Below are 14,631 nucleotides of genomic sequence, written 5' to 3' on the forward strand. Positions count from 1 at the left end.
TCCTGTGAGGTTACATTATAGGCTTTTAAATCCTCAATAAACTTTACAGGATCAATCATTTAGCTGCGTATATTTAACTTTTGAATGTGTTTTATTTAGGCTCTTAAAATAAATTTTAGGGTAAGTAAAGATCTTTTTAAATGACTGTCTTAATTTGAAAGGCACCATTTTTTTCACCCCTTTAATAAGTGTGCTATTTCTTAAACCAACAAAGTATTTTTTTTCATCGGATCTTTTCACAACAGTTTTACCTGTCTTAATTTTTAGCAGCTTTGGGGATTCCTGAAGTATTAAAGCCCTTATATCTTTGTTGTCTTCTTGATTATAAGCATTAAGATAATATCCTATTTGCCAAGGTTTGTGTGCATCACTCCCGGCAACTAATCTTAAGTCATACTTCTTTGAAATTTTTTTTATTTCACTACCATATTTTCCTGAATCCCATCCACCATTGTACAATTCGATAAATGAAGATTTAAGCAATAATTTTTGAATAGAATCACTATTACGCGGATAAACATCAAACACTCCTGACACCTTTTTAAATGGGTGTGGGATATAAAGTAACCCATTTTGTTTCTCCACTAAGTCTACAACTTCATCAAGCGAAAGATTTAGTTTATTATATTCAATAAAAAGACCGATGATATGGGCCCCTTTATCTGTAGTAAACTCACATCCTGGGATAATATTTATATTATGTTTTTCAAAAAGCCGATAAGCTTTTTGAGGTATTTTTATAACATCATGATCGGTAAATGCTACAGCATGGATATTTTTTAATATACACTGTTTTAATATTTGGTTATAGCTATTGTACCCGTCAAAAGATTTATTGGTATGAAGATGAAAATCTATATTAATCATCTAATTCAATCGATTTATAATTGGGTTTTTCTTTCCCTCCCCTGAAAGGATAAAGTCGCCGGATGTATCAATATTTATCTTCATATCTCTACCAAATCTTTTAAGCATCTTATTTCTAAGTGTATCTAATACCTCATTTGTAATATTGGTTCCTTCAATCTTAAGTATCACTTCTTGTTCTTTTTCTTGAACGAATTGAAATGAAACGATCTCATCAAATTTGTACATCATAGTATAAAGATTCACACTAGGTATTTCTCGGCCATCATCACCAAATAGGAAATCATCCGATCTACCTTTAATTGATTTAATCAAAGGTAAAGTTCTTCCACATGAACATTTATTTTGGTCTTCAACAACTGCGATATCTCCAGTATCATATCTTATTAGCGGCATTGCATAATTATTCAAATTAGTTGCGACAATTTTATATTCGCCTTTATCCAGACTTGAGTCTTCTATTAACTCACAATATCCATATTCTGAGTTTATATGCATGCCTTCATGAGCTTCACATTCAGTGAAAACGATCGTTGCTTCTGCTTGCCCATACCAATCAAACACTTTAGTTCCAAAAACAGATTCAATTTTTTCTCGATAGTGGGGAAGAAGAGTTTCAGAAGCTGTTAATATTCCTTTTAGTCCGGCTAATTTAATTTGATGTTTCTCAGCCATCTTAGCTAAAATATACAACGAAGATGGATAACCTCTTAAGAATTTAGGTTTCCAATCTTTAATCTTATTTAAATAAACTTTAGAATTTTTAGCATTTAAATGGTAAGCAGAGAAAAACATAAAATTCCGCATTCTTTCATATTTCCACAAACCTTCATCTTCGCCTTCAGGCACATATGATCTTATGATAGCCATTTTATCACGGAAATTATATCCTGCCCATTTCCAATGACGCCAAACTATTCCTTGCTCAACAATCCATTGATTCTCACTTACATATGAAACAAATTTATCCCCGGTTGTTCCACTTGTTCTGAATTCAAGTGATGTATCAGCATAATTTGGGTTTATTAAATTTGATTGATTCTCTCTTGCCACTTTCTTTGTCAATATTGGAACCTTATCGAGATCTTCAAGAGAATTAAAATCTGAATTAGGATCGAATCCAATTGATTGAAATAAATCTCTGTAAAATTTTATTTCATTGAATGACTTTATAAGTAGAGTCTTAATTTTTTCATACTGTAAGTCTCTAGTTTTATCAAAATCATAATATTGGGTCTTACTTAAAGTATCACGGTAATACTTAATACCTTTATAGGTTAGAAATAAGTCTTTGATAATGTTCATAGTGCAATTTTTAATAAAAAAATGTTTTGAAGGATATTATTTTTTCTTTAAACACTTCAAAAGTGAATCCGTTTGTGATATATAAAGTCAAATGGCATAGCATTAACATTTATAAATATCACGTATACATTCCAATTATTTTTTCAGAAATTGAACTGTATCGAAAACTTTGCATATAATTGTATCCTCTTTCTTTCACTTGTTCCCTTAAATTGGTATCTGAAATTAACATTATGATAGAAGAAACCATGTCTTCAACATTTTTCTCATCAAAATAAATAGGTATATCTCCATAATACTCTTTAAAAACTTCTAAAGAAGAACATGCCACCGGACATCTGCATGCAAATGCTTCCATCAATGGAATTCCTCCTCCTTCATATTTTGAAGGAAAAATCATAGCTTTTGCTCCTTTATATAACAGTTGCATTTCTTTTGCTGAAAGACGTGGCATCCATATTATTTTATTTTCAAGATCTAATTCTGAAACCGTATTAACTACATTTTCATGATTAGCTTTTGGGTCAGCCCGAAAAACTAATTTTAAATTTTTAAATTCAGATTTTATCTCTTTAAAAGCTTTCAATAAGTTTATATGATTCTTGTGCATATATGTATGTGAAACATATAAGATATAAGGTTCTTGTAAATTATATTTAATTAAAAAATCCTCTTTGTTTATAGAATTTACGTCCCCATATTCATCGGGTAAAGGGTTGGGAATAACTTGGCCAATTTTGGCAGTACCTGTTTTTCGTTTTAAATCATGTTTAGTTTTAAATGATATAGGTAAGAAAAGATTGTTATCACCTAATACATTCAATCGAATCATGTTTTTTTGATAGAATCTTCTGGGAATATTTTCTAAATCATCCCAAAATAACAGATCATGCAGTGTGATTAAATTTTTCGTTTTAACAAGTGGGCCGGCAACATTTCCAAACCAATGCTGAATATCTATCCCTTTTTTAGCTGAATATCTTCTAGTATAAATATTTTCATGATAGATTCTTCTTAAATAGTTTTTTGAATCTTTTACAGTAATGCAGACTTCGACATTTTTACTTGGTAAAAATTTATGCACTAAATCTATACTTTCATCATTACACAAAGCATAAAATTCATAGTTAATAGATTTTTTATTAGAGAATATTGCAGAAATAAAATTTTCAATATAGTTCCACCCACCACCAATATCTTTAGTAGGATAAATTAGATTGAAAAGTACCTTTTTTTGACTCATAAATTATAAAACAAATGCTATAAATTAACGCAATCGAAAATTCCTGATTAAGAGCACTTCCTACAATCAGCATACTAACATATAATGAAATAACTTGAGGTGTTATTTTGCTAAACTTTTCTACACACAACCACAAAGGGTAAATAAAAATAGCAATGAGTATCGGACTAAATAAGATTCCTACAGCGAATAAATAGTTAATGTATATATTAAGAAAACTACTTATTGTAGAAGAACCCTTAAACTGTGTTAACAATAGATTAGCATTACCTGGCCCATTACCAATCCAGGGAATACCATTCTCAATAATGTATTTATAGGGGTCTGCTCTATTTGTTTCGGCAATCTCCATACCATAAACGATTGGCTTAACCCTATTCCAAATAAAATCAGTGTAATATTCTAAATTTACTTCTGCTATATTTATAAATATGTATAATACAAAGCTTAAAATAATTAATACTGATGCAGCTGCTCCGGCCATTTTGGAAATAAATTTCACCACCGTACTACTTTCTTTAATTGCTTTTAATACAAAGTACACTATCAGAGACAAAAATAGAGTAATATAAGCTGTTAAACTTCCTGTTAACAATACTGCTAATATTATCAAAGAACGTGAAGTAAATGAAATAATTGACTTGACTTTGAGTGAAACAAAAAAAGGTAATAAAAGCCAGGCACCCAAAAATGCAGGTTCTCGAAATGTTCCAGTAGCTCTATTTATTATGTAGTTTGCATAAAAATCTTTTTGTTCTCCACCACTTGTACTCATTCTTGATTTTGAAAGTATTGGCAAATCATATATCACTGCCAAGTATGAATAGATTGAATACAAGGCAATGACCCCACCCCAAATTATTATTACCCTGTTTAATCTATTATACTGAAGTTGGCTTAAATTGATGAAAAGAAGTATTGCAACTATCGGTAAAACAAGGGTTAAGTATCTTAAAATAATATAAACCCAATATCCTGTAGTTGTGTTTGAAGGATATAAAGATTTCAGATCTCCACCATAAGTAAAAACAAAAAGACAACTTAATATTGAACATATATATATGAATACCGCCCAAATTTTTAGGTAATTAAACTTTTTAAATAATTTTGGTTTAATTAAGAATGCACCTAGAAAAATAACTATGGAAGTAAAAATCCATTCTAATGGAATCCCAAATAAAGAAAATGCATCAAATGAAGACGCCAAAAACAAAATTATCAATAATATATAAGAGTTTACTTTCACCCGATTAAATCTAAATATCTTTCTTTAATAATTTCAGTAGCATATTTCTTGGATTCCTGTCTTGCATTTTCTGAAAGTTTCCGATATTCACTGTTTGATAATTTTCCGCAACATTCTATTAACTCTATTAATTCTGAATTTGTATCGAATAAAAAACCATTCTTACCATTTTCGATTAATTCTTTCAACCCACCTACCCTTCTCGCAATCACAGGTTTGCCTGAGGCAAATGATTCTATAACTACCCTACCGAAAGGTTCATGCCATTTTGATGGGACAATGGTAAATTTAATGTCCTTGAAGAAATCCACGTTATCCCTGTAACCCAAGAATCTTATATTAGTATGATCACTAAATTGCTTATTTAATTCTTCACTTAATGATCCAGCAACACCAATATTATAATTCATTTTATCTTTGAATATATTAAGCACATCAAAAATACCTTTGTTTTCAGTAAGTCGACCTATGTAACCAAAATCAAATTTATACTTTTCATTACAACGTCTTACATATGTGAATTCATCTATATTTACTATGTTAGGTACTACAAACTGTTCAGCATTTGGAAACATGCCTAATTCAATATGTTTTTGCAATATAAATTTACTAATTCCTATAATTTTGCTTACTGAATTAGTGAATTTTTTTTTAATCAAATAAAAAGGTTTACATTTTGAACAGAGTGCATCACACGTTCCATTATTATAAAAACTGGTTGGGCACAGTAAATTATAGTCCCTTAAAATGTGAATAACAGGCTTACCAAGTTTTTCTATGGTTTTAAAAATTGCAGGGGAAAACCCGACTAAATTATTAGTTAATACGTGAGATATTTTCTTTTCCTCAATAATAGTTTTGATGTGATCCGAATAAAATGGATTTGCCGAATCAATAAGGTGCCAAAAAGGTTTTAATTTTTTTTTATCAAAAAAAGGATTATAAAAATTGGCTATCGGTATTCTCTTAACATAAACACCATTTATTTCTTCCTCTACCACTTCATTATTTTCACCAAGACAAAGTACTGAAACATCATTTTCTTTGGTTAATGTCTCTGCTAAATTTTTTACCGAATATTCAGCCCCCCCTTTTATATTGGGATAGTAGAGACTATTTATAATTAGAATATTTTTCACTATTTGAACCTATGGGCTAGTTTTTGAAAATATTTTTAATGTTTTCTTCAAAGGCTTCAATAGAAAAGTATTGATTATATATTTCATAGTTATATTCTACTATTTTCATAATCTGATCTCTCTTAATTTGTGATATTTTGAAAATGTTTAGGGCAATGCTTTCTGCAGTGTTATTTGAATAATATATAGAATCTCTTGGAAAAAATTCTTTAGGTGCTTTCGATTCTCCTGTTAAGACTGGGGCTTTCATTGCCACACCATCTATTAGCTTATTTACCAATACGTTTCTAGCTTTATCACTATTTCCAAAATTACCTAATACTAGGCTACAGTTATTAACTAAAAATGGTTCTAGTTTTCCATTATTAAATGTTTTATCGTTATATATAGTAGCTAGATTAACTAACTTAAGTTCTTTGATCTTTTTATTATAAGGTTTTGACTGAATTTCATCCGTCCCAAATAAATATAAGTGAAATTTAAGTTCATACTGTTCATTAAGTATGGATGCAGCTTCAATAATTTTATCTAGTCCGTGGAGTGGAATGTAATTTCCCCACCAACAAATGTTAAAAACATTATCATTATTTTCATTTCTGTAATACCTAAGTTTGCATTTTTTTTTATTCTCTACACAAAGAGGAACTATTTTATAATTCTTTTCTTCTAAATTTAGAATATCTAAATAATATTTTGCTTCTGTTTTATTTAAAAATAAAAGCAAGTTTGCCAACTTTATTGAGTTTTGATCTTTTTTTAAAAATTTTTTTGCATACCATGAATTTTTACCAAATTGATTTCGATCATGAACTAGTGTATCATATAAGGATATATAAAAATCCGTTATAATATATTTACCTAATAATTTTGCAGTTATTAATTCAAACTGTTTCATCTGTGACATAGCAGTTAGTACTACATAATCTGCTAAAAATAAATTATAAATCTTTGTTGGTATTTGAACTAGCTCATCCAATAATTTAACCACCAGCCTGAAAACTCTTTTAATGCCAGAACATCCTCTAAACAAACTTGGATTGAAATCATTATAAAACACTTGGTAATTATGGTCTAAAAGAAACTTGACTAAGTTTTGTGTTCTGTAACTACCTTTGGCACCACCAATTAAGTACACCCTTTTTTCTTTCATGATTTCTTTAACAATTGCCTGAATTCAAGATTAAACTTTTTATATAAATAAATACCTACAATACTGCTAAATACCATACTTTTTATTACCATAGATAAATAAATACTCAAATTGAAATTCAAACTTTCCACAACCATATAAATAATAAACAATCCTATTAAAAGGCCTAAAGAATGGATAAGCCGCTTCATTAAATCCATCCAGGTAATTTCAAGTTGTTTAAATAAGAAGTGAAAAGTAATCGGCATTACAAATAGTATATAACTGATTGTATATCCTATGGCTACTCCTTCAATACCATATGGTAATCCTAGAACCATTCCTCCCACCATTACTATGGTATTTGCTATCCCTAATTTGAATAACAGTTTTTCGCTGTCTGTAGCCATTAGCATCCCGCCTGTTGTAGATATTAATGGCTGAAATAACGTTAGAATTGCTAATATTTTAAATACGGGAACTGAATTCATCCACTGTTCCCCCCATAATATTGCTATAATTTCATATGCACTAAAAAATAAAAATACTCCTAATGGAAAAGATATTGTAGCTATCAATTGAAGTATTTTTAAATAATTATCTCCTGTTCGTTTTTTGTCATCTTTAATTCCACTAAAGATAGGGTGCATAACCGGGTTTAATATTCCAGTCAACATGCTAATTGGAAGCATTAAGAGCTTATATGCTTGACTGTAAAATCCTAAAGCGTCTGAACCAAGGAATTTACCAATCAATAAATTATCTGCGTTTCGTGCCCAGTAGTTAATGCTTCTAAACCCTGTTACATACAACGAAAATGAAAGTACTTTCTTTAGAATGGGAATTGAAAATTGAATTTTTGGCAAAAAGCTACTGTAAAAATACATTGGAATAACAGCCAGTATATTGGCAATTAATATCTTTCCCACTAACGCCCAATATCCCCAGCCATCATAGGCCATGTAAATGGCTATGCCACTTGAAATTAATAGTGCCCCTATCTCTATTAGGGCTAACACGTTAAATTTTAATTCACGTCTTAATAAACCGAAAGGCACAGCTTTAATAGCTACAAAAAAAAGATCCGCACTCATAATCATCAGTACAAGACCAAGCCCTTTTGCTTCAAAAAAAGTTTCTATATATGGTGCTATGAGAATGGTTAAAAGAGCTAAACCAGCACCTACAATAAAAGAGAACCAGAATACAGTAGATAGATCTTTACGATTTAGCTCTCTCTTTTGAACTACTGCAGAATTTATGCCTGACTCAGTAAAAACTTGGACAAAACCATTATAGACTAGTACCATCGCAATAATCCCAAAATCTTCAGGTGTCAGAAGTCTTGCGAGAACAGCTGTTACTATTAAAGTAAGCCCATAACTGGAATATTTTTTTATTCCTTCCCAGAAAACACCCGAAATGAAACTCCTCCTGAGACTCAAGTATCACCTATTAATCTTCCTAAACCTTCTTTAAAAAGTACTTTTTGCTTCCACCCTGGTAAAGCTTCAATAATATTGGCAGGCTCCATAACCTCTCTTGGTCTATAGTTTAATTTTCCCCACTTAATATCTAAAGATTTGCCGGTAACCTCTTCAAAGATAAAAGCCAATTTCTTTAAAGACATTCTTTCCTTGCTTGGCAGCGAAAAGCTTTTTCCACAATAACTTCTATTAGTATCATTTTCTAAGAGTTTGACTAGTGTCATGTAACCATTTACTACATCATCAATATATATGAGTTCCATTTTTTGTTCGCCAGGTGACATGTGCAATTCCCTTCCTGAGTTTGCACATTCCATCCACAAGTTGAATATTTTTTTTCTTGTATCAGCCGGGCCATACGTATCATTAAGTTTGAGCGTCACAAAATTAAGACCGCTCGTTTCATAATAATATTTTGCAACATCTTCGAATGCCTGTTTGGTAGCCGCATAAAGATTTACCGGATTGTATTTCTCATTATTAAAGTGCTGAAAAAGAGTTCCGGTATTGACAAACCATGAAACGTTATTTTCTTTCGCCATCTCAAGTATTTGGGTACCCAAAAAAATGTTCGATTGAATAAGGTCCTTTATATCATCAGGCTTGTGTTGGTTAACGTAGAGTGAAGCTAGATGTATAACTCCATCAAAACCAATGCTTGAAAATTCTACTCTCAACGTTTCAAAATCCTGATCTGAAATCAGAATTTTATCTTCACTGGTAAACGATGTTTCCGAAGAAGATCTTGCTAAAATAACCACTTCATGATTTTCGTCCTTAAGTGCCTTAAATAAGTGCCTACCGATAAAACCGGTAGCTCCGGTAAGTAAGATTTTCATTATTCAAAAGGAGATTTAAAATTCTTAAAACTATCAAATTCAGCGTCCCTCTTAGAAGTCAAAGGCTTTTCGAAATTAAAACTATGATCAAAGGTTGACCACAAAATTCCTGAATCATACTCTGAAGCGTACTCTGTCTCTACTAAATAGGTAAGCATAGATTTTTCATAAGGAACATAAAAACCATGGGCACATCCTTTAGGTATTAAAATGCCTTGCCTATTCTCCTCATTTAACTCGAAAGAAAAAACCTTCCCATAAACTTCTGAGTCTTTTCTCAAATCAACTACATAATCAATCACTCCTCCAAAATTACAAAAAACAATTTTGGAGTGAGCATGAGGAGGCATTTGAAAATGGAATCCTCTGAAAACATTTTTCTTTGACCATGTATAATAGATTTCCTTAATGTCAAAACTAAATGCCTTCTGATCAAATTCTTGGGAGTGAAATGTTTTAACAAACCCTCCCCTCTCATCTTGTTGATGAAAAGAATTGATTAAATAACAATCAGGAATACTGGTTACTTCAAAATCCATCTTATTTGAACTTTAATTAATCTTGGATTCAATCAGTTCTTGCACTTTCTCAGCCATGTAATCAAATTGAGGCTCTCCAAGGCCAGGATATACTCCAACCCACAAGGTCTGATTCATTACACGGTCAGCACTCGTTGTTTCACCAACTACCCTAAACTCTACATCTTTGTAGGCAGGTTGGCGAAGTAAATTTCCTCCAAATAGAAGACGTGTAGCAATTTTGTTGCTTTCAAATTTTCCTACTAATTCATTTCTAGTAAATGGAGCATCTTCCTTAACGGTAATAGGAAATCCAAACCAACTTGGTTTAGAGTTTGGAGTCGCCTCAGGTAAGATTAAATACTCTTCAAAAGCTTCCATTTTGGAGCGCAGATATGCATAATTCTTTCTTCTGATCTCAATGAATTTATCCAGCTTTTTAAGCTGAGAAACACCAACAGCAGCCTGCATATCGGTGAGCTTCAGGTTGTAGCCTACGTGACTATAGATATATTTATGGTCATACCCATAAGGAAGTTCTCCCAACTGCCATTCAAAGCGTTTTCCACAAGTATTTTCTTCTCCCGGTGGGCACCAGCAATCACGACCCCAATCCCGAAAGGATTCAATAATTCGTTTCAGCTTGGCATGTTTACTTAATACAGCCCCGCCCTCACCCATTGTAATATGATGAGCAGGATAAAAGCTGACCGTAGCAATATCCCCGAATGTACCTACTTTTTGGCCATTGTACTCTGCACCAACAGCATCACAACAATCTTCAATTACCCAGAGATTATACTTCTCAGCTACTCGCATAACCTCAGTCAAATTGAAAGGGTTTCCAAGCGTGTGAGCAATCATTATGGCTTTGGTTTTCTCTGACACAGCTTCTTCCAGCAAGGTGGTATCAATGTTATAGGTCGGAATATGAGCATCCAACACCACAGGCTTCAAACCATTCTGAATGATTGGATTTACCGTTGTGGGAAAACCTTCTGCAGTTGTAATGACTTCATCCCCGGGTTTTAGCTGACGATCTCCCAATTGTGGACTTGTAAGAGCAGAAAGTGCTACCAAATTAGCGCTCGATCCAGAATTCACCAATGCACAGACTCTAAGCCCAAACCATTTCTTGAATTTTTTTTCAAATTCATCCGTGAACCGGCCTTCTGTCAACCAAAAATCCAGACTTGCTTCAAGTAAGTATTCCAAATCCTCTTCGTCAAATACTTTGCCAGAAACCGGCACAGATGATTCACCCGGCACGAATTCTTTGTCCGGCCATTTCGTCTCAAAATACTCAGGAATTAAATTTCTAAACTTTTGTCTAATTTTTTCTTCAGTCATCTTATTTACTTAAATATTCATTCAAATCAGTTACACACCGTTGATAAACATCATCAGGTGTTTTTAAAGTACCGGTATAAAAATCTTTATACCATTTTGTAGTAGTTTCTACTGCTTTACTGGCACTCCATTTGGGAGTCCATTTTAAATTCATGCGTGCTTTAGAAATATCAAGCTTGAGATAGTTAGCTTCATGAGGATGTTCGTCCCCATCTTTTATCCAAACATCTTTTTCGCCCCATACCTCCCCTATTTTTTCAGCGACCCACTGTACATTTTGTGCATCTTCATCCGAAGGCCCGAAATTCCATCCTCCTCTAACCTCTTCTTTAACATAGGCTTTTTCAGCAAGTAGTAAATATCCAGATAGTGGCTCTAACACATGCTGCCACGGGCGAATCGCCTTTGGATTTCTGATCTTAACTTTATCGCCACTTTTAATAGATTGGATCACATCTGGAACCAAACGATCCAAAGCCCAATCACCACCGCCAATTACATTACCGGCACGTGCTGAACATACCACTTGATCTGTTCCTTTAAAAAAGGAATTATTATAAGCAGATACCACTAATTCAGCGGCACCTTTGCTATTCGAATAGGGATCGTAGCCTCCCATGGGATCAATTTCACGATAACCGTATTCCCATTCCCTGTTTTCATAACATTTATCCGTAGTAACAATCACGGTGCTCTTTATGGAAGCAATATGTCGGACCGCTTCAAGTACATTTACCGTTCCCATTACATTAGTTTCATACGTTTCTCTTGGTATTTCATAAGAAAGTCGAACCAACGGCTGTGCTGCCATATGGATTAATACATCAGGATCAGCTTCTTTAATTGAGTTTAACAGAAACTCGAAATCTGTTACATCTCCCTTTATATGATGTACTTTGTCTACTAAATCAGCTTCTTCAAAGAGACTTGGATTGGTGGGAATATCAACCGAATAGCCAATAACTTGAGCTCCCATTTCCTTAAGCCAAATAGTCATCCAACTCCCTTTAAAGCCGGTATGGCCAGTCAAAAATACTTTCTTCCCTTCCCAAAAATCCAGATTAGTTACCATGTCTTCCAAGGGGCTTTGTTGGATTCCCAAAGATCTTCCAAATGATTCTTATCACGAAGTGTGTCCATAGGACGCCAAAACCCATCATGTTTATAAGCTTCAATTTGACGCTTTTCAGCTAGTCGTTCCATCGGTTCTCTTTCCCATATCATCGAATCGCCATCTATCAAGTCAAATACATCTGGCTCCAAAACGAAAAAGCCACCATTAATATATCCACCGTCACCCTGTGGCTTTTCTTCAAAAGAAGTGATCGTAGTATCGTCCATTTTTATCGCACCAAATCGACCAGGAGGCTGTACAGCTGTAACTGTAGCCCACTTATCTTTCTTTTTATGAAATTCAATAAGCTTTGTGATATCTACATTACTAACTCCGTCACCATATGTAAAGCAAAAAGTCTCATCTCCAATATATTCCTTAACCCTCAGTAAACGACCACCAGTCATAGTTCCGTCTCCAGTGTCCACTATGGTAACTTTCCAGGGCTCCGCTTTATTTTCATGCACCTGCATTTCATTTGTGCTCATATCAAAGGTAATATTTGACATGTGGAGAAAGTAATTCGCAAAATATTCTTTAATTACATATCCCTTATAACCAGCACAAATAATAAACTCGTTGACCCCATGCTGTGAATACATTTTCATAATATGCCATAAAATTGGCCTACCACCAATTTCAACCATGGGTTTGGGCTTTGTAGTTGTTTCTTCACTGAGACGGGTTCCAAATCCACCCGCGAGTAGTACACACTTCATAATTATTTTTTTATGCTTTAAAGATATGATTTTTATTATCCGGTTCAATTCCACTCATCGCATTCCTCGTGTCAATAATACAATCACTCCAACCAGCCAGTTCTGCATAATCAATGGTCGAGTGATTGGTAGAGATCAACACCGCGTCAAAACCTGAGATGGTATCTTTGTTCCATTCCACGGTTTTCATTCCGGTATATTGCCCATGTTCGCGGGTGGGCAACACTTCAGGAATAAAAGGATCATAATAAGAGATCTCGGCACCCATTTTCTTCAGAAGATCAAAGATCTTAAAGGTTGGGGATTCACGCATGTCGTCTACATCCGGTTTGTAGGCGAGGCCGATCACCAGGATCTTACTGCCGTTCATGGCTTTTTTATGGGTATTGAGGGCGTGCATGGTACGGTCCACCACGTAGGCCGGCATATTCGTATTTACCTCTCCGGCTAGTTCAATGAAGCGGGTATGCTTTTCAAACTCGCGGGCTTTCCAGGTGAGGTAGAACGGGTCAATGGGAATACAGTGCCCGCCCAGTCCGGGCCCGGGCGTAAATTTCATAAAACCAAAGGGCTTGGTATCTGCGGCATCCAGCACTTCGTGTACGTCAATACCCATGGCTTCATACACCACCTTCAGCTCATTCACCAGGGCAATATTCACCGAACGGAAAATGTTTTCCAAGACTATTATTCTGTAAACCATTCAAATGCTTTCTTACAAATCAATCGATCTCTGTTCATTAATACGTGGTAAAGCTCCTCTGCAGGTTATTGTCCTATTCCCGTCGCAATGATCTATAATCATCCAATCATTCAGCCACGAAAGTTAAGGTTTCTTAATATCAATCTCATACATTTTTACAATTAATTCGTTCCCGGATGAGGTTCGTCGTCGGGTTCTGAGTTCTCGGGCCAAACACCATACCCCTTTTCATAATCAATACAACCTTCAATCATAGCCTATACCCTGCACATGAAATCTAAAAATATTTATGAGCCGCTCGGTATGGCAGCAAAACAGATTCGGTCAATGAATCGGCTGCATTGTGGCCGTTTTTATTGTATCTGAGGTCAATTTAAGATCAAACAGTCTATTATCCATCCGGCATTATTCAGTTTGGACATATACACATCTTTATAAAATAAGTCGCCTGAGACGAACAGAAGCCGGCCCGGCCTTTCGTGTCACGGCACAATGGAATAGGAATCGAATAAAAAACCAGCCTCCAGACAATAATGAGCAATTCCCTCACCCAACAATAAGACACCCTCCACCCCACAATCCGGAACGACGTTTAAGAAAAGATCGAGAAATAACCGCCTCAATGCAATCCTGCACTCCAAACCACTCCCTCTGTTCGGCGGGGGATGGTTTGCTCCAATATTTATCCCTCTGGTTAAAACCACAGGCTATAAACAGGCCACCCCTACGGGGTTGGACTTCTGCTTCAATCTACGCAAACCCCTCGTCAGCCGAATTCCGCGAAGCGGTTCGTCAGACGAGTGGAAACACCTAGATCCCGTCAGCCCGCTCCAAGCGGTCAGACGGATGAAAACAACGAAGACCCGACAGGTTTCCAAAACCTGTCGGGTCTGGGGCTCCAACAAACTGATCACTGCTGCCACTGTATAACTGTTCACTGCCCCCCTCCGGCCTTGAGAAATCAACGGAAAG

13 protein-coding genes are annotated in these 14,631 nt (G+C 34.5%); all 13 read right to left on the reverse strand.

Annotated features, from left to right (window positions below; all coding sequences use genetic code 11):
- Positions 1-51 precede the first annotated feature (51 nt).
- Entirely contained in the window at positions 52-867 is an 816-nt protein-coding gene (locus BG260_RS12340) for a PHP domain-containing protein (RefSeq protein ID WP_069133147.1), read from the reverse strand.
- Positions 868-2,172, reverse strand: a complete 1,305-nt coding sequence (locus tag BG260_RS12345) for a phenylacetate--CoA ligase family protein (protein WP_069133149.1) — start codon at positions 2,170-2,172, stop codon at positions 868-870.
- Between the two features lie 118 nt (positions 2,173-2,290).
- Positions 2,291-3,415, reverse strand: a complete 1,125-nt coding sequence (locus tag BG260_RS12350) for a glycosyltransferase family 4 protein (RefSeq protein WP_069133151.1) — start codon at positions 3,413-3,415, stop codon at positions 2,291-2,293.
- Positions 3,372-4,661, reverse strand: a complete 1,290-nt coding sequence (locus tag BG260_RS12355; RefSeq protein ID WP_069133153.1) for a hypothetical protein — start codon at positions 4,659-4,661, stop codon at positions 3,372-3,374. The genes BG260_RS12350 and BG260_RS12355 overlap by 44 nt, the downstream gene beginning before the upstream one ends.
- The gene (locus BG260_RS12360; protein ID WP_069133155.1) at positions 4,658-5,800 is read right to left on the reverse strand and encodes a glycosyltransferase family 4 protein; all 1,143 of its coding nucleotides are present in this window, start codon (positions 5,798-5,800) and stop codon (positions 4,658-4,660) included. Before BG260_RS12360 ends, BG260_RS12355 begins: the two co-directional genes overlap by 4 nt.
- A gap of 16 nt (positions 5,801-5,816) precedes the next feature.
- Positions 5,817-6,950, reverse strand: a complete 1,134-nt coding sequence (locus tag BG260_RS12365) for a glycosyltransferase family protein (protein ID WP_069133157.1) — start codon at positions 6,948-6,950, stop codon at positions 5,817-5,819.
- Positions 6,947-8,374: a lipopolysaccharide biosynthesis protein gene (locus BG260_RS12370; RefSeq protein WP_069133160.1), complete on the reverse strand. Its 1,428-nt coding sequence runs from the start codon at positions 8,372-8,374 to the stop codon at positions 6,947-6,949. Before BG260_RS12370 ends, BG260_RS12365 begins: the two co-directional genes overlap by 4 nt.
- Positions 8,371-9,255 carry an NAD-dependent epimerase/dehydratase family protein gene (locus BG260_RS12375; protein WP_069133162.1) on the reverse strand — a complete coding sequence of 295 codons (885 nt, stop codon included), beginning with the start codon at positions 9,253-9,255 and terminating at the stop codon, positions 8,371-8,373. The genes BG260_RS12370 and BG260_RS12375 overlap by 4 nt, the downstream gene beginning before the upstream one ends.
- Positions 9,255-9,794, reverse strand: coding sequence for a dTDP-4-dehydrorhamnose 3,5-epimerase family protein (locus BG260_RS12380; RefSeq protein ID WP_069133164.1), 540 nt, complete (start codon positions 9,792-9,794; stop codon positions 9,255-9,257). Before BG260_RS12380 ends, BG260_RS12375 begins: the two co-directional genes overlap by 1 nt.
- 12 nt (positions 9,795-9,806) lie before the next feature.
- Positions 9,807-11,123, reverse strand: coding sequence for a lipopolysaccharide biosynthesis protein RfbH (rfbH, locus tag BG260_RS12385; RefSeq protein ID WP_069133166.1), 1,317 nt, complete (start codon positions 11,121-11,123; stop codon positions 9,807-9,809).
- 1 nt (position 11,124) lies between these two features.
- The gene (rfbG, locus tag BG260_RS12390; protein WP_069133168.1) at positions 11,125-12,195 is read right to left on the reverse strand and encodes a CDP-glucose 4,6-dehydratase; all 1,071 of its coding nucleotides are present in this window, start codon (positions 12,193-12,195) and stop codon (positions 11,125-11,127) included.
- Positions 12,189-12,956, reverse strand: coding sequence for a glucose-1-phosphate cytidylyltransferase (gene rfbF, locus BG260_RS12395; RefSeq protein WP_069133170.1), 768 nt, complete (start codon positions 12,954-12,956; stop codon positions 12,189-12,191). The genes rfbG and rfbF overlap by 7 nt, the downstream gene beginning before the upstream one ends.
- Before the next feature lie 10 nt (positions 12,957-12,966).
- The gene (locus BG260_RS12400; protein WP_245683968.1) at positions 12,967-13,638 is read right to left on the reverse strand and encodes a nucleotide sugar dehydrogenase; all 672 of its coding nucleotides are present in this window, start codon (positions 13,636-13,638) and stop codon (positions 12,967-12,969) included.
- Positions 13,639-14,631: the final 993 nt, after the last annotated feature.

The sequence above is a fragment of the Rhodohalobacter halophilus genome (genome assembly GCF_001715195.1).
GTDB classification, from domain to species: Bacteria; Bacteroidota; Rhodothermia; order Balneolales; family Balneolaceae; genus Rhodohalobacter; species Rhodohalobacter halophilus.

Coding starts and splice junctions, on each gene's coding strand:
- BG260_RS12340 (WP_069133147.1), bottom strand. CDS start 867: ATGATTAATATAGATTTTCATCTTCATACCAATAAATCTTTTGACGGG.
- BG260_RS12345 (WP_069133149.1), bottom strand. CDS start 2,172: ATGAACATTATCAAAGACTTATTTCTAACCTATAAAGGTATTAAGTAT.
- BG260_RS12350 (WP_069133151.1), bottom strand. CDS start 3,415: ATGAGTCAAAAAAAGGTACTTTTCAATCTAATTTATCCTACTAAAGAT.
- BG260_RS12365 (WP_069133157.1), bottom strand. CDS start 6,950: ATGAAAGAAAAAAGGGTGTACTTAATTGGTGGTGCCAAAGGTAGTTAC.
- BG260_RS12375 (WP_069133162.1), bottom strand. CDS start 9,255: ATGAAAATCTTACTTACCGGAGCTACCGGTTTTATCGGTAGGCACTTA.
- BG260_RS12380 (WP_069133164.1), bottom strand. CDS start 9,794: ATGGATTTTGAAGTAACCAGTATTCCTGATTGTTATTTAATCAATTCT.
- rfbH (WP_069133166.1), bottom strand. CDS start 11,123: ATGACTGAAGAAAAAATTAGACAAAAGTTTAGAAATTTAATTCCTGAG.
- rfbG (WP_069133168.1), bottom strand. CDS start 12,195: ATGGTAACTAATCTGGATTTTTGGGAAGGGAAGAAAGTATTTTTGACT.
- rfbF (WP_069133170.1), bottom strand. CDS start 12,956: ATGAAGTGTGTACTACTCGCGGGTGGATTTGGAACCCGTCTCAGTGAA.